Source organism: Ornithinibacter aureus, assembly GCF_009858245.1.
In the GTDB taxonomy this organism is placed as follows: Bacteria; Actinomycetota; Actinomycetes; order Actinomycetales; family Dermatophilaceae; genus Fodinibacter; species Fodinibacter aureus.
In genome coordinates this window covers 2,605,253-2,626,824 of the sequence record NZ_VMSB01000001.1, presented here as the reverse complement: position 1 = coordinate 2,626,824, position 21,572 = coordinate 2,605,253, and the positions used below count along the sequence as shown (strand labels likewise).

General features: G+C 69.2%; 19 protein-coding genes, 1 tRNA gene and 1 pseudogene. 8 read left to right on the top strand and 13 right to left on the bottom strand.

Features of this window, described 5'->3' with window-relative positions:
* The first annotated feature begins 8 nt into the window (after window positions 1-8).
* The gene (locus C8E84_RS12510; protein ID WP_159902604.1) at window positions 9-3,143 is read left to right on the top strand and encodes a (Fe-S)-binding protein; all 3,135 of its coding nucleotides are present in this window, start codon (window positions 9-11) and stop codon (window positions 3,141-3,143) included.
* A 23-nt stretch (window positions 3,144-3,166) separates the two neighbouring features.
* Here the strand turns inward: C8E84_RS12510 and C8E84_RS12505 are convergent.
* A protein-coding gene (locus C8E84_RS12505) for an IS3 family transposase (RefSeq protein WP_159901087.1) occupies window positions 3,167-4,446 on the bottom strand; the annotation gives its coding sequence in 2 pieces (ribosomal slippage) (window positions 3,167-4,158 and window positions 4,158-4,446; 1,281 coding nt in all).
* 120 nt (window positions 4,447-4,566) lie between these two features.
* Here C8E84_RS12505 and C8E84_RS12500 point away from each other — a divergent pair.
* Complete coding sequence (locus C8E84_RS12500) at window positions 4,567-5,010, top strand: hypothetical protein (protein WP_159902602.1); 444 nt, start codon at window positions 4,567-4,569, stop codon at window positions 5,008-5,010.
* 372 nt (window positions 5,011-5,382) lie between these two features.
* Here the strand turns inward: C8E84_RS12500 and C8E84_RS12495 are convergent, their stop codons facing one another.
* The 4 genes from C8E84_RS12495 to C8E84_RS12480 are packed head-to-tail and all read right to left on the bottom strand — an operon-like array spanning window position 5,383 to window position 8,922.
* On the bottom strand, window positions 5,383-6,300 hold the full coding sequence (locus C8E84_RS12495) for an ABC transporter substrate-binding protein (protein ID WP_159902600.1): 918 nt from the start codon (window positions 6,298-6,300) through the stop codon (window positions 5,383-5,385).
* Between the two features lie 47 nt (window positions 6,301-6,347).
* Window positions 6,348-7,178 carry an ABC transporter permease gene (locus C8E84_RS12490; protein ID WP_159902598.1) on the bottom strand — a complete coding sequence of 277 codons (831 nt, stop codon included), beginning with the start codon at window positions 7,176-7,178 and terminating at the stop codon, window positions 6,348-6,350.
* Window positions 7,175-7,822 (bottom strand): ABC transporter permease, encoded by a 648-nt coding sequence (locus C8E84_RS12485; protein WP_159902596.1) that lies wholly within the window; start codon window positions 7,820-7,822, stop codon window positions 7,175-7,177. Before C8E84_RS12485 ends, C8E84_RS12490 begins: the two co-directional genes overlap by 4 nt.
* Entirely contained in the window at window positions 7,819-8,922 is a 1,104-nt protein-coding gene (locus C8E84_RS12480; RefSeq protein ID WP_159902594.1) for an ABC transporter ATP-binding protein, read from the bottom strand. Before C8E84_RS12480 ends, C8E84_RS12485 begins: the two co-directional genes overlap by 4 nt.
* A gap of 119 nt (window positions 8,923-9,041) precedes the next feature.
* Between C8E84_RS12480 and C8E84_RS12475 the strand changes: the two genes are divergently transcribed.
* Window positions 9,042-10,463 carry an MFS transporter gene (locus tag C8E84_RS12475; protein ID WP_246196921.1) on the top strand — a complete coding sequence of 474 codons (1,422 nt, stop codon included), beginning with the start codon at window positions 9,042-9,044 and terminating at the stop codon, window positions 10,461-10,463.
* Here the strand turns inward: C8E84_RS12475 and C8E84_RS12470 are convergent.
* Both C8E84_RS12470 and dcd read right to left on the bottom strand, forming a co-directional pair.
* Window positions 10,426-11,103, bottom strand: coding sequence for an alpha/beta hydrolase (locus C8E84_RS12470; RefSeq protein ID WP_211675527.1), 678 nt, complete (start codon window positions 11,101-11,103; stop codon window positions 10,426-10,428). The two genes, C8E84_RS12475 and C8E84_RS12470, sit on opposite strands and share 38 nt — an antisense overlap.
* A complete protein-coding gene (gene dcd / locus C8E84_RS12465; protein ID WP_159902592.1) occupies window positions 11,100-11,675 on the bottom strand; it encodes a dCTP deaminase in 576 nt (191 codons plus the stop codon). Before dcd ends, C8E84_RS12470 begins: the two co-directional genes overlap by 4 nt.
* A 214-nt stretch (window positions 11,676-11,889) precedes the next feature.
* Here dcd and C8E84_RS12460 point away from each other — a divergent pair.
* Window positions 11,890-11,963: transfer RNA gene (locus tag C8E84_RS12460), tRNA-Gly, on the top strand.
* Window positions 11,964-12,089: 126 nt separating this feature from the next.
* A complete protein-coding gene (locus C8E84_RS12455; RefSeq protein WP_159902590.1) occupies window positions 12,090-12,716 on the top strand; it encodes an N-terminal phage integrase SAM-like domain-containing protein in 627 nt (208 codons plus the stop codon).
* Here C8E84_RS12455 and C8E84_RS12450 read toward each other — a convergent pair.
* The gene (locus C8E84_RS12450) at window positions 12,611-13,861 is read right to left on the bottom strand and encodes an IS256 family transposase (protein WP_159902588.1); all 1,251 of its coding nucleotides are present in this window, start codon (window positions 13,859-13,861) and stop codon (window positions 12,611-12,613) included. The genes C8E84_RS12455 and C8E84_RS12450 overlap by 106 nt on opposite strands.
* A 1-nt stretch (window position 13,862) precedes the next feature.
* On the opposite strand from C8E84_RS12450, the pseudogene C8E84_RS18550 reads away from it, so the two are divergent.
* Window positions 13,863-14,171: pseudogene (locus C8E84_RS18550) on the top strand (N-6 DNA methylase); the annotation flags it as partial.
* A 150-nt stretch (window positions 14,172-14,321) separates the two neighbouring features.
* Window positions 14,322-15,848, top strand: coding sequence for a restriction endonuclease subunit S domain-containing protein (locus tag C8E84_RS12445; RefSeq protein ID WP_246196920.1), 1,527 nt, complete (start codon window positions 14,322-14,324; stop codon window positions 15,846-15,848).
* A 99-nt stretch (window positions 15,849-15,947) separates the two neighbouring features.
* Here C8E84_RS12445 and C8E84_RS12440 read toward each other — a convergent pair whose 3' ends face one another.
* The 4 genes from C8E84_RS12440 to C8E84_RS12425 form a co-directional block, all read right to left on the bottom strand.
* Window positions 15,948-16,163 (bottom strand): hypothetical protein, encoded by a 216-nt coding sequence (locus C8E84_RS12440; RefSeq protein WP_159902584.1) that lies wholly within the window; start codon window positions 16,161-16,163, stop codon window positions 15,948-15,950.
* Window positions 16,160-17,017, bottom strand: a complete 858-nt coding sequence (locus C8E84_RS12435) for an ArsR family transcriptional regulator (protein WP_159902582.1) — start codon at window positions 17,015-17,017, stop codon at window positions 16,160-16,162. The genes C8E84_RS12440 and C8E84_RS12435 overlap by 4 nt, the downstream gene beginning before the upstream one ends.
* Window positions 17,018-17,830: 813 nt before the next feature.
* Window positions 17,831-18,283, bottom strand: coding sequence for a hypothetical protein (locus C8E84_RS12430; RefSeq protein ID WP_159902580.1), 453 nt, complete (start codon window positions 18,281-18,283; stop codon window positions 17,831-17,833).
* A 28-nt stretch (window positions 18,284-18,311) separates the two neighbouring features.
* A complete protein-coding gene (locus C8E84_RS12425) occupies window positions 18,312-18,935 on the bottom strand; it encodes a DUF6584 family protein (protein ID WP_159902578.1) in 624 nt (207 codons plus the stop codon).
* A 236-nt stretch (window positions 18,936-19,171) separates the two neighbouring features.
* Between C8E84_RS12425 and C8E84_RS12420 the strand changes: the two genes are divergently transcribed.
* Window positions 19,172-21,043, top strand: a complete 1,872-nt coding sequence (locus tag C8E84_RS12420; RefSeq protein ID WP_159902576.1) for an acyl-CoA dehydrogenase — start codon at window positions 19,172-19,174, stop codon at window positions 21,041-21,043.
* Window positions 21,044-21,181: 138 nt separating this feature from the next.
* Here the strand turns inward: C8E84_RS12420 and C8E84_RS12415 are convergent, their stop codons facing one another.
* Window positions 21,182-21,430: a DUF6458 family protein gene (locus C8E84_RS12415; protein ID WP_159902574.1), complete on the bottom strand. Its 249-nt coding sequence runs from the start codon at window positions 21,428-21,430 to the stop codon at window positions 21,182-21,184.
* Window positions 21,431-21,572: the final 142 nt, after the last annotated feature.

The window sequence follows — 21,572 nt, the reverse complement described above, 5'->3', positions numbered from 1 at the left end:
CTGCGCCCATGTCTGCCGTCCTTGCCTCCACGCCGGTGCACGTCCTGGCCAGCGGCATCGTGCCCACGCCCGACGAGCGCTTCGGTGGCTTCAGCGCCATCCAGGGCGTCGCGCTCGCCCTGTGCTTCGTCATCCCGCTCATCGGGTGGGCGCTGCTGTTCCGCCAGCTCGGCCGGTTCGTCGCGCTGTACCGCCTCGGCCAGCCGGATGCCGGGCGCACGGGTTCGCCGGGCGCGCGCACCTGGACGTTGGCGAAGGAGTTCCTCGGCCACACCCGGATGTCCCGGCTGAAGGTCGTCGCGGTGGCGCACTGGTTCACCGCGCTGGCGTTCCTCATCCTGTTCACCACGCTCGTCAACGCGTTCTTCCAGCTCGTGCAGCCCGACTACCGGCTGCCGATCATCGGGCACTTCCCGCCCTTCGAGTGGCTCGTCGAGGTGTTCGCGTGGGCGGGGCTCATCGGCATCGTCGTGCTCATCGCCATCCGGCAGAGGAACCACCCGCGCTCGGCCGCCGGCGAGGGCGGGCGGCGCTCGCGCTTCTTCGGCTCGAACTTCTGGCAGGCGTACTACGTCGAGGCGACGATCTTCTTCGTCACGATCTGCATCCTGCTGCTGCGCGGGCTGGAGTCTGCGATGGTGGCGCGCCTGGAGCCGGAGACCTCGCTGGCGCTGCACTTCCCCCTCACCGGGTGGATGGCAGGGCTGTTCTCCGGGGTGTCACTGCCCGGGCTGGCCACGTGGGTCTACGTCGTCGCGACCATCAAGATCCTCATCTCGTTCGCGTGGATGATCACGATCTCCCTCCAGCCGACGATGGGTGTCGCCTGGCACCGCTTCCTCGCGTTCCCGAACATCTGGTTCAAGCGCGAGGCCTCGGGGCGCACGGCCCTGGGTGCCGCCAAGCCGCTCACCATCGGCGGCAAGCCCTTCGACATGGAGGCCATGGAGGAGCTCGAGGAGGGCGACACCCTCGGCGTCGGCAAGGTCGAGGACTTCACCTGGAAGGGCCTGCTCGACTTCTCCACCTGCACCGAGTGTGGCCGCTGCCAGTCGCAGTGTCCCGCGTGGAACACCGACAAGCCGCTGTCGCCGAAGCTGCTCATGATGACCCTGCGCGACCACGCAGACGCCAAGGCCCCGTTCCTCAAGGCCCTGGCAGCGAACGACGGCGACGAGGCGAAGGCGCTGGCCACGGTGGGTGGCGGGGCGGCAGCGGCGGGGGCCACGGCATCCGAGGGGTCGGTCATCGACTGGTCGGCGATGGCGCTCGTCGGGGAGACCGGGTACTCGGCCGACTCGCCGCTGTCGGCGTACAACCCCCACGGCCCCGACGCCGTGATCGACCAGGACGTGCTGTGGTCGTGCACCACGTGTGGCGCGTGCGTCGAGCAGTGCCCGGTCGACATCGAGCACGTCGACCACATCATCGACATGCGCCGGTACGCCACGCTCATCGAGTCGGCGTTCCCGAGCGAGCTCGGAGGGCTGTTCAAGAACCTCGAGGGCAAGGGCAACCCGTGGGGCATGGGTGCGCGGGCCCGGCTGGACTGGGCCAAGGACCTGCCTTTCCCGGTGAAGGTGCTGGGCCAGGACGTGGAGTCGGCGTCGGAGGTGGAGTGGCTGTTCTGGGTGGGGTGCGCGGGGGCGTACGAGGACCGCGCGAAGAAGACGACGCGTGCGGTGGCGGAGCTGCTCGACACCGCCGGGGTGACCTTCGCGGTGCTCGGCGACGGCGAGACGTGCACCGGTGACTCGGCGCGGCGGGCCGGCAACGAGCTGCTCTTCCAGACGTTGGCGGCGCAGAACGTCGAGACGTTCGGGGAGTTCGGCGTCACCAAGGTCGTCGTGACGTGCGCGCACTGCTTCAACACGATCAAGAACGAGTACCCGCAGATCGGCGGGAACTACGAGGTCGTGCACCACACCCAGCTGCTCAACCGCCTGGTGCGCGACAAGAAGCTCGTGCCGGTGGCGCGGCCGGCGGACGTTCCGGGGATGTCGACGGCGAAGAACCCCGCGTCGACCGCCGAGACGGTGACCTACCACGACCCGTGCTACCTCGGCCGGCACAACGACGTCTACGCCCCGCCGCGCGAGCTGATCGGTGCACTGCCCGGCGTCGAGCTGCGCGAGATGGAGCGCACCAAGGAGAAGTCGTTCTGCTGCGGCGCCGGCGGTGCCCGCATGTGGATGGAGGAGAAGCTCGGCACGCGGATCAACACCAACCGCACCGAGGAGGCCATCGGCACCGGCGCTGAGCGGATCGCCATCGGCTGCCCGTTCTGCCGGGTGATGATCTCTGACGGCCTGACGGCTGCTCAGGCCGGCGGCGTTGCCGAGTCGGTCGAGGTCGTCGACGTCGCGCAGATGCTGCTGGCTGCTGTTCGCCGTGGGACTGCGGATGGGGATGGCGTTGGTGCTGGCGCTGGCCCTGCGGATGGCGGCTCGTCGTCGGGTGAGGCTGACGGTGGCCGGATGCCGGCCGCGCCGGCTCCCGAGGTCACCGCACCTGCCGCTGCGGCCACCGCCGCTGCCGCGGGTGCCGCTGGCGCCTCCGCGGGTGCTGCCGTCGTGGGTGCAGCCGCCGCGTCCACCCGTACCGAGATCGACCAAAAGGTCACTCCAGGTACAGCCACCACCAACGCCGAAGCCGACCCCTGGGACACCCCAGCCACGTCTAGTCCAGATGCTTCACAGGGTGAGCCAGCCGAGCCGGACCCGTGGGACCAACCAGCGGCAGCAGCACCCGCGGCAGGCGAGAGCGAGCCGGACCCCTGGGACGAATCTGCCGCCCCGGCATCCCCCACGGCACCCGCAGCGGCCGCTGCAACTGAACCCGACCCGTGGGACGAACTTGCCGCGCCGGCATCCGCCGCAGCCGCGACCGAGCCAGACCCCTGGGACGAGCCCGCCGCACCGGCATCCCCCACGGCACCCGCAGCAGCCGCTGCAACCGAGCCAGACCCGTGGGACGAGCCCACCACGCCGGCACCTGCCGCACAGGTGGCAGCCGCGAGCGAGCCCGACCCCTGGGACGAGCCCGCCGCACCGGCATCCCCCACGGCACCCGCAGCAGCCGCTGCAACCGAGCCAGACCCGTGGGACGAGCCCGCCGCACCGGCATCCCCCACGGCACCCTGAACCGCCCCGGTGAGTCGGGAGACTCAGTGGTTTGAGAGCTCCAGTTCCTGCTGGGCTCGTGTTTGAGCGTAGTAGGCGATCTCGAGGTCGGCCGGTGGGATGTCACCGCAGTACTCGTAGAGCCGGCGATGGTTGAACCAGTCGACCCACTCGGCGGTCGCGATCTCGACGGTGTCCAGGGTGCGCCATGGCCCGCGTGGTTTGATCAGCTCGGTCTTGTACAGCCCGTTGATCGACTCGGCCAGAGCGTTGTCGTAGGACGAGCCGACGGAGCCGACCGAGGCGGCGATGTTCGCCTCGGCGAGGCGTTCGGTGTACCGGATCGCGGTGTACTGCGACCCTCGATCCGTGTGCGCCACAACCGATTCCAGCGAACGACCCTCACGTTCGCGCGTCCAGACGGCCTGTTCGAGGGCGTCCAGGACCAGCTGGGTGGACATGCTCGAGCCGCACCGCCAGCCGATGATCCGTCGGGCGTAGGCGTCGATGACGAACGCGACATACACCCACCCGCTCCACGTCGAGACGTAGGTGATGTCGGCGACCCAGAGCCGGTCTGGAGCCAGCGGGGCGAAGTCGCGCCGGACCAGGTCACGCGCCCGCGGGCCGGCTGGGTCAGCGATCGTGGTGCGCTTGACCTTGCCCCGGACCGCGCCGGTAAGGCCGTCCTCGCGCATCAGCCGCTCGACCGTGCACCGTGCCACCGCAATACCCTCGCGGTTGAGCTGGAGCCACACCTTGCGCGCCCCGTACACGCCGTAGTTGCCGGCGTGGACGCGGCGGATCTCGCTGAGCAGCACCGCATCCCGATGCTCCCGCGCGGTGGCTGGCCGGTTCACGTGTGCGTAGTACGTCGACGGGGCGATCGGCAGCCCGTGCTCGGTCAGCACGGTGCAGATCGGCTCGACACCCCAACGCAGGCCACCGTTGTCGCGCTCCTCACGGCGGTCGGCGTGCTCGCGGATGAACTCCACGATCAACGGGAGGGCCGGTCGAGCTCGGCTCCGAAGAAAGCCGCCGCAGCCTTCAGGATCGAGTTTGCCCGCCGCAGCTCGGCGTTCTCTCGTTTCAACCGTTTGACCTCGGCCGACTCCTCGCTGGTGACGCCAGGACGGGCGCCTTGGTCGACCTGGGCCTGGCGCACCCACTTGCGGACGGTCTCTGCGGTGCTCACCCCCAGCAGCTGGGCGACCTTGCCCATCGCCTCCCAGTCCGTGGCGTGATCCTGGCGGATCTCCTCGAACATGCGCACCGCCCGCGACTTCAGCTCAGGCGGGTACCTCTTCGACGTGTTCCCAGACATGACTCCAACCTTCCCAAGGTTTGGAGTCTCCCGACATGCCGGGGCGGTTCACCCGCAGCAGCCGCTGCAACCGAGCCAGACCCGTGGGACGAGCCCACCACGCCGGCACCTGCCGCACAGGTGGCAGCCGCGAGCGAGCCCGACCCCTGGGACGAGCCCGCCGCACCGGCATCCCCCACGGCACCCGCAGCAGCCGCTGCAACCGAGCCAGACCCGTGGGACGAGCCCACCACGCCGGCACCTGCCGCACAGGTGGCAGCCGCGAGCGAGCCCGACCCCTGGGACGAACCCGAACCATCCGCAACGGATGCTTCACCCGGTGAGCCAGCTGCGGTGGCACCCGCTGCAACCGAGCCAGACCCGTGGGACGAACCCGCCGGGCCGGCACCTGCCGCAGCCGTCGCCGCTGCGACCGAGCCGAACCCCTGGGACGAGCCTGTGTCGGACAAGGATGACCAATCGGTCGAATCTGTCTCGGCAAGTGCAGCAGCCGAGGACTCGAAGCCCGCGGCAGGGTTCACCGGGGATGCAGCGCTGCTCGACGAGCCCGATCCCTGGGACTGACCGGCCGCACATCCGAAACAACCCCGCCGTCGCAGTGATGGCGGGGTTGTTTCGTTGTGGCGGAGAAATACCTCCGCCACGTGAGCACCTTCTCCGTCATCACTGGGACGACGGAGAAAGTGTGCCAACGAGCCGAGTTCGTTTCGCCGGGGCAGCGGCCAAGAAGCGGCGGGCCAACCCCTCAGCACAACGCAGCAGTTCAAGGGCCACGCAGCAGTTCGGGGGGCACGCTGTTATTGCTGCGTGCCCCCCGAACTTCTGCGTTGGGGCTGGGCGTCTGCGTTGCTGACTTCTGCGTTGGGGCTGGGCGTCTACGTTGCTGGATGTCTGCGTTGCAGCCGAGCCTCTGCGTCCGCGCCTGGCGGCTGAAGGTCAGCCCAGACCGTTGGTGGTGAGGAACTCCTCGGCCACGGTCTTGGGGTCGGCCTTGTCGATGTCGGTCTTCTTGAGCATCTCGGCGATCGACTCGGTGGTGAGCTTGGCCGAGACGGCGTTGAGCGCGTCCTTGACCTCGTCGGCCCGGTCGGCCCGCACGAGCGGCACGATGTTCTGCGACCCGAAGAGGCGCTTGGTGTCCTCCAGGGCCACCAACCCGTTGGCCGCGATGGCCGGGTCGGTGGAGAAGATGTTCGCCGCCCCGACCTGCCCGTTCTTCAGCGCCTGCACGATGCCCTGCCCGGTCAGCGGACGGAACGACCCGAACACCACGCCGTAGGTCGACTCCAGCCCGGGGATCCCCTGCGGGCGCTCCTTGAACTCCGGCGGTGCCGCCAGCGCGAGGTCCCCGGCGACGGCCTTGAGGTCCTCGATGGTCTTGAGGTTCTTCGACGACGCCGTCTCCGCCGTGACGACGATCGAGTCGTTGTCCTCCGCGGCCGACTTGTCGAGCACGGTGAGCGTGTCCGGCAGCACCTTCTGCACGTGCGCGAACACCTCGTCGGCGTCGGTGCCCGTGAAGGTCTTGTCGTAGTAGAGCGCGAGCGCCCCGGTGTACTCCGGGAACACCTGCACCGAGTTGTCCTCGAGCGCGCGCAGGTAGATCTCGCGCGAGCCGATGTTGAGCTTGGTCGAGGCGTCGACGCCCTTGGCGCGCAGCGCCCCGGCGTAGATCTCGGCGAGCAGGGTCGACTCGGAGAAGTTCGCCCCACCGACGACGATCGGCTCGCCACCGGCACCGCCGGTCGCTGCCGCGGTGGTCTCGGCGGTCAGCGGGTCACTGCCACTTCCGCAGGCGGTCAGACCCAGGATCGAGGCTGCCACGAGGGCAATCGCTGAGGTCGTGCGCTTCATGGGTGGTTCCCTTCGTCGTGGCAAACAGGTCGGATGCCGTGGCGCGTCTAGTCAGATCGGCGCGCGGGTCTCCCCGCGAACCTTTCGCCCTCAACCATCTGGTCAGAGGAATCCTTCCCCGCGGCACTGACATCTTGGCCCGCGCCGTCGAGACCACCCCGACCGCCTCCGCTACCACGGCCACCCCCACGTCCCGGGCGCGTGCCAGCCGTCAGCCCCGGCGACACGACGCGACGCTGCACCAGGGCCAACACCCCGTCGAGCACCACGGCCAGCACCGCGACGAGCAGGGCCCCACCGGCGGCCCGGGGGTAGTCGCCCAGGGCGATGCCGTCGATGAGGTAGCGCCCCAACCCGCCGAGCCCGACCAGGGCAGCGATCGTCGCGGTCGCGACCACCTGCAACACCGCCGAGCGGATTCCGGACAACAGCAACGGCATCCCATTCGGCACTTCGACCGAGCGCACGACCTGCCAGCCGGTCATGCCGACGCCGCGAGCGGCATCCCGAACGGCCGGCGACACGGCCTCGATGCCGGCGTAGGTGCCCGCGAGGATCGGCGGGATCGCGAGGATGACGAGCACGACGATGCTCGGCACGAGAAACGCCAGCTCCCCCGAGATCCGCGGCCCGAGCAGCAGCGACACGGCGAACAGCAACCCCAGCGTCGGCACCGCCCGCACCGAGTTCGTCAGCGACACCAGCCACCGGGCACGACCGGTGTGCCCGACCCACAGACCCAACGGGATGGCCACGAGTGAGGCCAGCACCACCGTGAGCAGCGTGTACCCCAGGTGCTCGAGCAACCGCGCCGGGATGCCGTCCTCCCCCGACCACGAGGCCGGGTCGGTCAACCACGAGATGAGCGAGGGGATCACGGCCGACCCCCTTGGGCCCGCACCCAGGGCGTGAGCGCGCGCGTGCCGGCCTGGATGACGAGGTCGAGCAGCAGCGCCAGCAGCACGCACGCGAGGATGCCGGTGAGCAGCTCACCCCAGATGACCCGGTTGTAGCCGTCGACGAGCAGGTCACCGAGCTGCGAGACCCCCACGACCGACGCGACGCTGACGATGCTGACGTTCGACACGGCAGCCACCCGCAGCCCGGCGGCGATCACCGGCACGGCCAGCGGCAGCTCGACGCCGAACAGCCGGCGCAGGCCGCGGTAGCCCATGGCCGTCGCCGCCTGCTCGACGTGGTCGGGCACCGCCCGAAGCCCGTCGGCGACCGTGCGCACGAGCAGGGCCACCGTGTAGATCGTCATGGCGACGAGCACGTTGACCGGGTCGAGGATCTTCGTCCCGAGCAGCAGCGGCATCATGACGAACAGCGCCAGCGACGGGATCGTGTAGAGCAGCCCGGTGCCGGTGATGATCACCGGGTACGCGCCCGCCCACCGTTTGGCCGCCCACCCGAGCGGCAGCGCGAGCACGAGCCCGATGACCAGCGGCACCCCGGCGAGGTACAGGTGCGAGACCGCGAGGTCGAGCACCGTGCGCCAGTTGTCGCCGAGCCAGGTCACGACAGGCCCTCGTCGCGCTCGGGTCGGTCGGTCTCCTCGATGGCGGTCAGCACCTCGTGGGCGAGCACGGTGCCGCACAGCTCTCCGGCGTCGTCGACGATGACGCCGCGACGGCTCGGTGAGGACAGGGCGGCATCCAGGGCAGCCCGCAGCGACCCCTGCGCCGGCGCCACCGTGCCGCCGCGGTGCAGGTCGGCCTCGGTGACCGCCCGCGCCCCGACCTGGGCCGGTTCGACCCAGCCGACCGGGCGACGGGAGCCGTCGACGACGAGCAACCACGCGGAATCCGATCGTGACGGCACCTCACCGAGGAGCACGGTCGGCTCGGCGCGCAACGGCAGTCGCGGCACCTGCTGGAACTGCAGGGCACGGTACCCGCGGTCGCGCCCCACGAAGTCGGCGACGAAGTCGTCGGCCGGGTGGGCGAGCAGGTACGCGGGCTCAGCGACCTGCGCGAGCCTGCCGCCGACGCGCAGCACGGCCACTTGGTCCCCGAGCTTGATGGCCTCGTCGATGTCGTGCGTCACGAGCAGGATGGTCTTGCCGAGCTCGGACTGAAGCCGCAGGAACTCGTCCTGCAGCTGGTCGCGCACGACGGGGTCGACCGCGGAGAACGGCTCGTCCATGAGCATGACCGGCGGGTCGGCGGCAAGGGCCCGGGCCACCCCCACCCGCTGCTGCTGCCCGCCCGAGAGCTGGGCCGGATAGCGCGCCCCCAGTTCAGGCGCCAGACCCACCCGTTCGAGCAGCTCGGCCGACACGTCGCGGGTGCGCTTCTTGTCCCACCCCAGGAGCCGGGGCACGGTGCCGATGTTGTCGAGCACGGTGCGGTGCGGGAACAGGCCCGCGTGCTGGATGACGTAGCCGATGCCGCGGCGCAGCTCGGCGGCGTTCATGCGCCCGGTGTCCTGGCCGTCGAGGCTGATGGTGCCGCTCGTGGGCTCGATCATCCGGTTGACCATGCGCAGGCTCGTGGTCTTTCCGCACCCCGAGGGCCCGACGAGCACGGTGATCTTGCCGGTGGGCGCGGTGAGGGTGAGGTCGTCGACCGCGATGGTGCCGTCAGGGAACTGCTTGGTCACGGCGTCGAACCGGATCATCGTTCGCTCCCCACGGGTGGTGTCGGCTTCGCTCGCAAACCTAGTCGAGCACACCGACAGGAGGGCGGCAACGACGCAGGGGCACGGCATCCGTCGAACGTCCGTGATACCCATACGGCGTGCCCGACACCTCACCCATCTCCACCACGCCGCCCGCCGACGGCGATCTCCTCGCGCGCGACTCCCGCCGCGGGCAGCTGGTGCTGTCGGGGCTGATCCTCGGCTCGGCGGTGGCCATCCTCGACGGCTCGGTCGTCAACGTCGCGCTGCGCTCGATCGGCAGTGACCTCGGCGCCTCGCTGGCCCAGCTGCAGTGGGTGGTCAACGGGTACCTCCTGGCGCTGGCGTCGCTCGTGCTCGTCGGGGGTGCGCTCGGCGACCGGTTGGGTCGGCGGCGGGTCTACCTCGTCGGTGTCTGGTGGTTCATGCTCGCGTCGGTGGCGTGTGCGGTGGCGCAGAGCCCGGGCCAGCTCATCGGGCTGCGGATGCTCCAGGGGGTGGGGGCGGCGCTTCTCACACCCGGGGCCCTCGCCCTGATCCAGAGCGCCTTCCGCGCCCAGGACCGGGCAGCGGCGATCGGCACCTGGGCCGGGGTGTCCGGGGTGGCGGCGGCCGTGGGCCCGCTCCTCGGCGGCTGGCTGGTCGACCACGCGAGCTGGCGGTGGATCTTCGCCATCAACGTCCCCTTGTGCCTCGCGGCGATCGCGTTGGTGCGCCGCGCGCCGGAGAGTCGGGATGCCGCTGCCACCGGATGCTTCGACGTCCCCGGTGCGGTGCTCACCGTCGTGGCGCTGGGCGCTGCGACCTTCGCTCTGACCGCCACGACGGAGGCGTCGAGCACCGTGCTGGTGGTGGCCTGGGCCGTGGCGGCCCTGGCCGTGGTGGCGTGGATCGCGGTCGAGAGGCGCACGGCATCCCCGCTCGTTCCCCCGAGCCTGTTCAGCTCGCGGGTGTTCTCGGCGGCGAACGCGATGACGGTGCTCGTCTACGGGGCGCTCGGCGGGGTGTCGCTGTTCACGGTGCTGCAGCTGCGGGCGGCCGGGTGGGGGGCGCTCGAGGCAGGGCTGTCGGGCCTGCCGATCACCATCGCGCTGCTGCTGTTCTCGAGTCGGGCGGCGGCGCTGTCGGCGCGCATCGGGCCCCGGATCCCGATGACGATCGGGCCGCTGCTGTGCGCCGTCGGGGCGCTGCTGCTGCTGCTCGTCGCGGGTGGGGCCACGTGGCTTCGGGTGCTGCCTGGCATGGTCGTGTTCTCGCTGGGGCTCGCGCTGCTCGTGTCGCCCCTGACGGCGGCGGTGCTGGCAGCTGCGCCGGGGCGGTATGCCGGGGCGGCCAGCGGAGTGAACAACGCTGTCGCTCGGGCGGGGTCGCTGCTGGCGGTGGCGGCACTGCCCGCACTGGTCGGGCTGAGCGGCGACGACTACCTCGACCTCGACGCGATGACGTCCGGGTTCCGCGGGGCGATGTTGTGGTGCGCTGGCTTGTTGGCGCTCGGCGGGGTCGTCAGCTGGTTCGGCCTGGCGCGGCAAGAGCCTCGCTGACGAACTGTGCGACGGTGTCGTGCCAACGGCCGGCGTGGCGCAGCATCGCGTGGTCACCGCCGTCGACGACGTCGTGGCGCACGTTGACACCCGCGGCGTCGTAGCGCAGGGCGAGGGTCGCGGTGCGGGCCGGGTCGGTGATGCGGTCACGGCTGCCGTGCATGAGCAGGGCGGGGATGCCGGGGCGCGGCTCGCGCGCGTCGCTCGCGATCCAGGGGGCGAGCGCGGCGATGCCGACGACGTCGGGCTCGTCCGCAAGTCGCAGCACGACCCGGCCGCCCATCGAGTGCCCGACGAGGGCGATGGGGATGCCGGGGTGCACCTCGCGGATGCGCGTCAGGGCCCAACGGGCGTCGCGCAGGGGGTCCTCGGCGGGGCCGTTCCAGCCGCGGACTCGGTTCTTCAGGCGGAGCACGGCGACGTCGCCTCGGGTTCGGCTGCGGATGGCCCCGGCGAAGGGCGCCATCCGCAGCACCGCGAGGCGACGCCAGGTGACGGTGTCGGTTCCTGCTTCGGCGCCGCCGTGGACGACGAGGGCGAGCGCTCGAGGGTGCGGCGGGACGTGCCCGCGCAGCTCTGCCCCATCGCCGCCCTCGGGTGAGAGGAGCCTGCGCGTGCTCGCGCCGCTCGGGGTGGTCACACCTCGGCGCGGTGGAAGCTCGCGAAGCTGCGGCTGGCCGTGGGGCCTCGCTGGCCCTGGTAGTGCGAGCCGTAGGTGGCTGAGCCGTAGGGGTGCTCGGCCGGGGAGGAGAGCCGGAAGAAGGCGAGCTGGCCGATCTTCATGCCCGGCCAGAGCATGATCGGCAGGGTCGCGACGTTGCTCAGCTCGAGGGTGACGTGGCCGGTGAAGCCGGGGTCGACGAAGCCGGCAGTGGCGTGGGTGAGCAGGCCGAGGCGACCCAGGCTGGACTTGCCCTCGACGCGGGCCGCGAGGTCGTCGGGGAGGGTGACGGCCTCGAGGGTGCTGCCGAGGACGAATTCTCCGGGGTGCAGCACGAACCCGTCGGAGGGGTCGACCTCGACGAGGCGCGTGAGGTCGGGCTGGTCCTGCGAGGGGTCGATGACCGGGTACTTGTGGTTGTCGAACAGCCGGAAGTACTTGTCCAGGCGCACGTCGATGCTGCTGGGCTGGATCATCGCGGGATCCCACGGGTCGAGGACAACCCGCCCGTTGTCGATCTCGGCCCTGATGTCGCGGTCGGAGAGCAGCACGAGGGGAAGGCTACCCTCGATGCACCCGCCAGCCCCCGCAGAACTTTCCCGCCCGATGCCACTACCTTCAGGTTCGCACCGCTTATTAAGTGGTGTCGACCTGAACCTTCCGGTGCGAACCTCGGATGCCGTCGCCGGTCGGATGCCGTGACGAGCGCCGCACCGCAGTTGGGTTAGACTTCCGACGCCGCTTCGGGCCCCGTCCGGGCGGCGTGCCGATGTAGCTCAATGGTAGAGCGCCAGCTTCCCAAGCTGGACACGCGGGTTCGATTCCCGTCATCGGCTCCACTGCAAAACCGCAGGTCACATGCGGTTTTCGCTTGCACTGGCTGCCTACGAACGGGCAGCCCAAGACACTAACGTGCCAATGCGTGCCAAATGCGCGGGTCAGATCGCACCCACGCAGGAGGCCCCGTGTCTCGCAGGATCAAGCACGAGCGCCCGTTCGGCAGCATCCGCCCGCTCGCCTCAGGCCGGTTTCAGGTCCGTTACACCGTTGATGGCGTTGAATACACCGGCCCGCACACGTTCGACACGAAGCGGAGGGCTGAGGGCTGGCTCGGTATCAAGCTCGCCGAGTTGCAGCAGGATAGCTGGCACGACCCCACGGTGCGGCTCCTCACCGTGAGCGACTATGCGCTTCACTGGCTCGAAGAGCACCAGGGCCTGAGGCCGCGAACGAGGGCCCTTTACGAATCACAGATCACCCGGTTCATCGTTGATCCGCCGATCCGCGCTGGCGAGACCACGGCTTGCCCGGATCTGGGCGACATGCTCCTCCGCGATGTTCGTCCGAAGCACGTTGGCGACTGGTACCGCTGGGTGCGAGACCTGTCGCAAACGGCTGCTGAGGCACGGCTCCACCCTCAGGAGGGTTCGCTCCGGGTCAAGCCCGATGGGGTGGTGTACGAGGGTGATCCCTCGTTGGGGGTGGTTCAGGTGGTGAGCTGGCCGATGAGGGCGGGCTCGGTGACCTCCTCTCGTGAGTTTGCTGCGGTGAGGGCCTCGCGGGTGCGGGTGAGGGCGTCGAGGCTGAAGTAGCGGCGCTGCTCGGCCCATTCGTCGTGCTGTTCGGCCAGGACGGCGCCGACGAGGCGGATGATGGCGTCGCGGTTGGGGAAGATCCCCACGACGTCGGTGCGCCTGCGGATCTCGCGATTCAGGCGCTCGTTGGGGTTGTTGCTCCAGATCTGTCGCCAGATCTCCTTGGGGAACGCGGTGAACGCGAGGATGTCGGCGCGGGCGCCCTCGAGGTGCTCGGCCACCTGTGGGAGCTTGTCGTGCAGCCCGTCCAGGACCCGGTCGAACTGGGCGTGTACGGCCTCGGTGTTGGGCTGGTCGTACACCGAGTGCAGCAGCGCCTTGACCCACCCCCACTGGGACTTGGGGGTGATCGCCATGAGGTTCGCGGCGTAGTGGGTGCGGCACCGCTGCCACGACGCGGCGGGCAGGGTCGCCCCGATCGCGTCGATCAGGCCGGCGTGGGCGTCGGAGGTGACCAGCGCGACCCCGGACAGGCCCCGCGCGACGAGGTCACGGAAGAACCCCAACCAGCCGGCACCGGATTCGGCTGTGGCGCAGTTGATCCCGAGGACCTCACGGTACCCGTCGGCGTTGACGCCGGTGGCGACCATGACCGCAACCTTGACGACCCGACCGCCCTCGCGGACCTTGATCGTGAGCGCGTCCGCGGCCACGAACAGGTACGGGCCCTCGGTCAGCGGGCGGGTGCGGAACGCCGCGACCTGCTCGTCGAGGTCCTTGGCCATCTCGCTGACGGTGGACTTGCTCAGCCCGGTGATGCCCAGGGTCCGCACCAGCTTGTCCATCCTCCGGGTGGACACCCCGAGCAGGTAGCAGGTCGCCACGACGGTGACCAGCGCCTCCTCCGCCCGCCGGCGCCGCGTGAGCAGCCAGTCCGGGAAGAAGGACCCCTCACGCAGCTTGGGGATGGCCACGTCGATCGTGCCGGCGCGGGTGTCCAGGTCCCGGTGCCGGTACCCGTTACGGCGGTTGGTCCGGTCCTGGCTGCGGGTGCCGTACTCAGCCCCGCACACGGAGTCGGCCTGCGCTGACAGCAGCGCGTTGATGAACGTGGTGAGCATGTCGCGCATCAAGTCAGGGCTGGCCTGAGCGAGCTCGTCCTGCAGGAAACGGGCAGGGTCGATACTGGGTGCAGCGGTCATCGTGGTGCTCCAATTCGAGTCGGTTGTGAGAGATCACTCGAAGGATCACGCGGTGACCGCGCCTACCTCAGCAGGACACGCTCACCGTCGTCGTCGTACACCACTCTGCCGGACTCAACTCCGTTCACTGGTGGAGAACGACCTGCTCGAGGCCATCGTCCAACTACCTGGCGGCCTTGCCGAGAACACCGAGATACCCCTGTCCCTCCTGATTCTCAGATCGGACAAGCCTGCGCGACTGCGGGGAAAGGCTCACGTCGTTGATCTCCGCCCCTACATGACGACACAAGCGCGAGGAGCGCGCCGTCGCGTGAACCCGGAAGGCCTAACGACCCTCTGGTCCGCGCTTCAAACCGGGCGCCCCGGACCGAGCAACCGGCTAGTGGACGTAGGCGCGTTTGGGCGGCGCATGGTCCGCGTCTCCCGTCCTGGGCGGGACGACATTGCTTGGCCAGCGGAGGTGGCTGAGGCCGACAGCGATCGGGACGTGCGCCGACGCTACGGCTCGATCCCCGTGGAATGGATCGCGGAAGGCGACAGCACTATCAGCTTTGATGTTGCGCCTCACTTTCCTGAGCCAAGGGACGCGAGTCGCCGAGACATCCCGTCGACTACTCGTCTCTCGGCGTTGCTTGCTGCCCCGCCCGCTCTGCAGTCCATGACGGACGGGGCTGTGGCTGACGGGGAGGACAGCCTCTACGTGCCGACTGGTGCGGGTGCTGCTGCAACGACGCCACCAACCGTAAGTGGAAGGGTCCTCCACTTCAGGGTCGCCCCTGAAAGCATTCACCCCGAGTACTTGGCGGGCTGGCTCAACAGCGACGACGGTAGGTCCTCTCTCGCATCAGCTCTAGACCGGGCAGGAAGCGGAAGCATCATCAGAGCCGTGCGCTCGGACCCTCGGTCTCTTTGGAGGCTCGCAGATGAACTCGTGGTGCCGGTTCGCCCGTTGCCTGCTCAGCGTGACTTCGCAAATGCGCTCTTGGCGCTCCGTCGCGTCGAAAACCTAGTCCAAGAGGCACGGGCAGACCTTTGGACGGGGGAACAGCAAGCGGACCTCGTGGCAGGCCCCTTCGACTCCCTCCTCGACCAGTCACTGGAGCGCTGGACTGCGAGCCTCCCCTACCCTTTCGCCACGGCCCTGTGGACGCTGACAAGCCGCAACGGTGTTGACGCCCGACACCGGCAGATTTTCCACACGTGGGAGTCGTACGCGGCGTTCATGGCCACCGTCCTTCTCTCGGCACTTCGCCAAGATGGGGATCTGGCAGACGTAGAGGCGCCAGTCCTGCGCCGGGCGTTGGTCGGCGCAGGACTTTCGCTTGAGCGACCAACCTTCGGAACATGGAATGCAGTGATCCAGCGGCTCGCGTCGCGGTTTCGCTCGATGTTGGAAGGTGAGGCGGAGGAACGAATCCGCGTCTGCAACCTGTTCGGCGGGCCGCGCGCCGGGGTCCTCGCGGCTGTGCTGAACCCAAACTGCGTACAGCTCCTTGCTGAGGTCAACAGCAGGCGCAACCTGTGGCTGGGCCATTCAGGGGCTACAAGTGAAGCCGCCCTGCAGACCCAAATCGACTACCTCACGAATGCGCTTGAAGAGCTCCGGGCACTCGTCGGGGAAGCGTGGACTCGGATGCCACTTGTACGCGCAGGCAGGGCAAGCCGGCGGCGAGGTGAGCTCACGCAAGAGGTGGAAGTTGTCATGGGCACAAATGTGCCGTTTAGACCGGGCTCGATACGCGTAGGGGAGATCATGGAGGAGGGAGAGCTTTACATCGCCACCGACGGGTGCACACGGCCACTGCCCCTGAGCCACCTCATCGTCCTTCGCTCTTCGCCCTCTAGCGAACGGCACGCGTGCTACTTCTTCAACCGCGCGGAGGGGGACAGCGTGCGCCTGGTTAGCTATCAGATGACTATCTCCGGCGAGATCTACGAACCGAGGGCGGAGTACGACGCCGACCTGGCTTGGCTGTTGACACCCTAGAAGACACCGCCGAACGTCTACCGGCACCCGGGGATCCGTGCGTGTCAGCCGCCCGTCGCTGGCCTGCGCCCCGTGGCTCGGCGCCCGCAAGTCAACGTCTCAGAGACTCACGATCCCCTGACGCACGAAACCAGATGCAAAGCCGACGCCCCCGACCGCGATCGACACGGAGATGACCACCACCAGGATCAGGACCGCGACAGCTCCGAGAAGGACGAGAAGTTGGAGTACCTTGGCCCAGCTACCCAGCGCCGGCGCCACCAACAGCCGGAACTCCCGCGCCAGAGAGGCTGCGTGATCGCCTTCGCGCCTCACGACTTGCTCACCGCCTTCACCTTGCGCGCACGCATACGGCGTGCTCTCGCGGCGTCCTTCCTTGCCGACTCCCGCGCCGCCGTGGAGAAGTCGCCCGTCAGCCAGTACCACCGCTCCACCGAGTAGCCATCCTCGGCGTAGTCAGCTCGCTTGTAGGTGTCGCGGGTTTCAGCCAGACCCACAGCGACCAGTTCTTGGAATCCCTTCTTCGCCGTCGACTCACTGAAGCCGTACCACGAGGCAGCTTCTCCGTAGGTCATGTGAACCTCCTCGTCCTTGCCCGTCTCCTTGAGCAGGATGAGCAGCACGGCCACCCCTGCCAGGCTCAGGCGGTCGAACCAGAGGTCGGCCCAGAAGGCGCCAGGCAGGACGAGGTAGTGATTCGCAGTCGTCTTCCCGTCCGGACGGTCATACACGCCGCGACGGCTCTCGTTACGAGGCGTGATGCGGCTCCGTCGGCGCTCGCGATTCCGCTTCACGAGCTTGAGCTCCACGAGAGCCGTCCACGTCTCGGAGAGGCTCGAGCGCGACCACGTCATGTTGGGCTTGCTGGAGACCGTGAGCGCCCTCAGCCACACAGCGGCAGGCCATGCAGGCCGGGCTCCATCGTCCCAGGCGGTAAGCACGAGGAGATAGAGGATGAGTTCGCGATGCTTCCTCTCGCGGACAAGCTTCCCGAGGGTGGACGCACGGTTCCTCCCCGAGTACTTCTGCACGAGGATGTGGCGGACCGGCGTGTAGCCGCTCCCCGTGGCCTTGACGATTGAGTCACGGGTGCTCTCGGGCGTCGCCTTGACAGCGTCCGGGTCCAAGGCTTCCTCGGACTCGAGGTCCGTGCTGATGTCGCTGGTCATGGGTGAAACGGTACGCCGAAAGTGCCCCTGGTCAATCGCCACGAATACGCCGCCGGATGTCTCTGCAGAGCTGGTGAGTTCTGGTTTCGCACCCCGTATCAGCGATACCTCGGTGCGATCCCAGTGCGAGGCGATGCGACCCCGTGCGAATCCGCATAGATGGTGAGATCTGGCGCCCGGCGCGCCAAGTTCGCGAACTCACCCATCGGCAACTGATTTCGCTGCGGCACGCAGCCAACGCCCCGCGCCGGCGGCCTCAGCAGCCGCAGTGTGGCTGCATGGCTCGGGCAACCGGACCGAGGGAGGAAGGACGAGCCTTGCGGGCAGTTGCATGGCCGCCCCCTCGAGGAGCTAGCTGAGTCGGCTGTGAACGTGACGGAATCAGGACGCCCGACAACCACCTACTCGACCTCCGCCCAGACATACTTCACCCCCCCGACAGAGTCGTTCGTCCCCAGCCGGCAGGTCCCTGAGGGCGTGCCAAGACGTGCCAGATGTGGGCCACCACCCACCCCCTTCAGCGGCTACCCTCGAGCCACTGGCTGAGCACGAAATGTGCTCGGTACAACCCTCTGAAAACCCACATCGTCTGATTCCCAAGCTGGACACGCGGGTTCGATTCCCGTCATCGGCTCTGAACGACATCCGGCCGCGCACCACGGGGCACCTCGCCAGGAATGCCTACCGGCCGCAAGGAATCCCTTCACCGGCGCAAGGACTCCCCCACAGGTACCTGCCCCTCGGCTCTCAGGAACAGGCACACCGCAGCGCCTCAACGAACGGGTCGCCGCTCGGCGAAAGAATGCCGCCCCATCACGACGGGAAGTCGCGCCCGGCATCCAGCCGCAGCCGCAACAGGACGTCCAGCGCCACCGAGTCGCCGTCCCGCCCACCGGCACCGACCTGCATCGGGGCGGCACTCGGTTCGACGTGGATGCCGGACAGCCGGCCGCGCAGGCTCGGCGCCGCGACGAGGACGTACCAGCGACCATCCACCCCCACGGCGTTGCGGCGGTCGCGTCGCACGTACCAGCCTTCGACATCGGTGCGCAGAGTGCCCTTGCCGCTGTAGGGCATCGCCCGCAGCCGGGTGGGCTCGATGCCCGCGGCCCGCATCGCCTCGGCGAAGGCCGCCACCATCGGTGCCGTGGCGTGTGCCTCGGCCTGCGCGGCCCGCTCGGCAGCGAGACGGTGGTACTCGGCGTTCTCGCGCGCCTGCTGGCGGCGGGCGGCTCTGGCGTCTGACGGCTCGATGTCCGGGCTCACCCGCCGATCATCCCAGTCACGTGAGCCCTCAGCCCGGAACGACCCAGCCCAGGGCGGTGACGAACCCGATCACCGCGAACACCACGAACAGCACGGCCAGCACCCACGCGACGAACCACGAGGCGTCGAACTTCCCCTCCTCCTCATCCTCGGCATCAGGAGCGGGAAGAGTCGTCAGCTCGGTGCTCGGCGCAGCCGCAGGCTCCCCGGCCGGGCCGGCGGGGCGAGGACCAACGACGTCGGATGCCGTCCGCGGCGCCTCCGCGTCGACGTCACCTCCCGCTGCGCGGGCCCGCTCGCGCAGCGCCTCGATCCGGCGCGGCATCGGCTCGACCCGAACCGACGCGGGGAGCGAGTGCCACATGAGCGTGAAGTCGTCACGGGACTGCGCCCGCCACGCCGCCACCGCGGCATCCACCTCATCACCCTTGGCGCCGGCGGCGAACCAGATGGCACCGGCCCGCGGCAGGTCCCCCATGGAGGTGTAGACCTCACCGAGCATCGTCAGCACCGCGAGGTCCCGATCGGCCTCGACGTGAGCGGCGAGCAGGTCGCGGGCCCGCCAGACGGCGCCGGCGTCGACGGCGGCGCGCGCCTGTGCGAGCACCTGCGCGGACGTGCCCTCGGCTGCCTCGGTCCCCTCGCTCTGCATGCTCGCCAGACTAGGCGGTGACCGCCTCCCGGGAGTGCAGGCCGTGCTTGGCCACGGCGGAAGGCGAAGGGCTGCGACGGGACGGCGACGAAACTCACCCGGAGGGCGGTGGGCGCGGAGGTGACGCACGCCACTTCCCCCGTGTCACGGCATCCCCCTTGCTTTAGTTACCGGTCGGTAGCACACTGGTAAGCAAGCGCTCACCTGCACCAGCCGCACCCCCGGAGGACACCGTCATGGGCCACTACAAGAGCAATCTGCGAGACATCGAGTTCAACCTCTTCGAGGTGCTCGGCCGCGGCGACGTCCTGGGCACCGGCCCGTACGAGGAGGTGGACGTCGACACCGCGCGCGAGATGCTCAAGGAGGTCGCGCGGCTGGCGCAGAACGAGCTCGCCGAGTCCTTCGAGGACTCCGACCGCCACCCGCCCGTCTACGACCCGACGACGCAGGCCGTGACGATGCCCGAGTCGTTCGCGAAGTCGTTCAACGCCTACCGCGACAGCGGCTTCTGGAGCATTGACCTCAACGCCGAGCTCGGCGGCACCGTCGTCCCACCGAGCGTGCGCTGGGGCGTCAACGAGATGCTGCTCGGCTCGAACCCGGCCGTGGCGATGTTCGCCGCGTCGTACGGCTTCGCCAAGCTGCTCCACGCCCTGGGCAACGACGAGCAGAAGAAGCTCGCCCAGTGGATCGCCGACAAGGGCTGGCACTGCACGATGGTGCTCACCGAGCCGGATGCCGGGTCGGACGTCGGCGCCGGCCGCACCAAGGCGATCGACAACGGCGACGGCACCTGGACCATCTCCGGCGTCAAGCGCTTCATCACCAGCGCCGAGTCCGACATGGTCGACAACGTCATCCACTTCGTGCTCGCCCGCCCCGAGGGCGCCGGCCCCGGCACCAAGGGCCTGTCGCTGTTCGTGCTGAGCAAGTACGAGGTCGACCTCGAGACCGGTGAGCTCGGCGAGCGCAACGGCGTCTACGTCACCAACGTCGAGAAGAAGATGGGCCTGAAGGTCTCCACGACCTGCGAGCTGACCTTCGGCGGCGAGCGCCCGGCCGTGGGCACCCTGCTCGGCGACGTCCACGACGGCATCGCGCAGATGTTCCACGTCATCGAGAACGCCCGGATGATGGTCGGCACCAAGGCCATCGCGACGCTGTCGACCGGCTACCTCAACGCCCTCGACTACGCCAAGCAGCGCGTGCAGGGCGCCGACCTCACGCAGGCCTCGGACAAGACCGCGCCGCGCGTGACGATCACCCACCACCCCGACGTCCGCCGCTCGCTCATGACCCAGAAGGCGTACGCCGAGGGCCTGCGCGCACTGGTGCTCTTCACCGCCAGCCAGCAGGACATCGTCGACCAGGCCCGCCTGACCACCGGCTCCGAGGAGTTTGAGCGTGGCTCGGCCGCCGACATCGCCAGCCGGGTCAACGACCTGCTCCTGCCGATCGTCAAGGGCCTGGGTTCCGAGCGTGCCTGGGTGCTGCTCGGCACCGAGTCGCTGCAGACCTTCGGCGGGTCCGGGTTCCTCCAGGACTACCCGATCGAGCAGTACGTGCGCGACGCGAAGATCGACACGTTGTATGAAGGGACCACGGCCATCCAGGGCCTGGACTTCTTCTTCCGCAAGATCGTGCGCGACAAGGGCCAGGCGCTGACCTTCCTGTCCGCGCAGATGCAGGAGTTCGCCAAGGACCTCGGCGCCCACGACGGCCGCCTCGACCGCGACCGCGAGCTGCTCGGCCAGGGCCTGGAGGACGTGCAGGGCATCCTCGGGTTCATGGTCGGCGAACTGATGAAGTCCGACCCCCGCAACGGCGGCGAGATCACGAACATCTACTCGGTCGGCCAGAACACCTCACGGCTGCTGCTGAGCGCCGGCGACCTCGTCGTCGGCTGGCTGCTGCTGCGTCAGGCCGCGGTGGCCCTGGACGCCCTGGCCGCCGGCGCGTCGGGCAAGGACAAGGACTTCTACGAGGGCAAGGTCGCGGCGGCGCAGTTCTACGCCCGGCAGGTGCTCCCCCGCCTGAGCGCCGAGCGGTCGATGGCCGAGGCCACCGACTCGATGCTCATGGACGTTCCCGAGTCCGCCTTCTGAGCACCTGAACCCGGGGCGGGCGCACAGCCCCTTTGCGTGTGCCCGCCCCGCACCAAGAGAACCGAACGGCCCACCCCGCGTGCGGGGTGGGCCGTTCGACGGTGCGGTTTCACGGCATCCGGGATGCCGTGCGGGCGCTCAGCGGGGGTCGACGTCGGTGCGGTCGATGCGGGTGCCGGTGGCGGGGTCGACGTGCGACTCCCGGGTGGCGGAGTAGCCGGTCGCGGTACGGCGGGTCGCGAGGAAGGAGAGCAGGATCGCCACGGCGCCCGCGGCCATGAGGATGTAGCCGAGGGTGTCGTCACTGACCCCCGGGATGTCGATGTTCAGGGCGAAGGCGAGGATGGCGCCGAGGACGAACAGGACGATGCCGAGTCCGATGTACATGAGTGCTCCTGGGTGTGGGAGAGGTGCCGGGTTCGGCAGGACCCGTCAACGCTACCCGCGGGTAGTGGTTGAACGGTGTTCTCGATGCATGCCGATCGAGCGGGCGAGAACGAGCGGGTGCCACCCGGGAGATCAGTCGGCA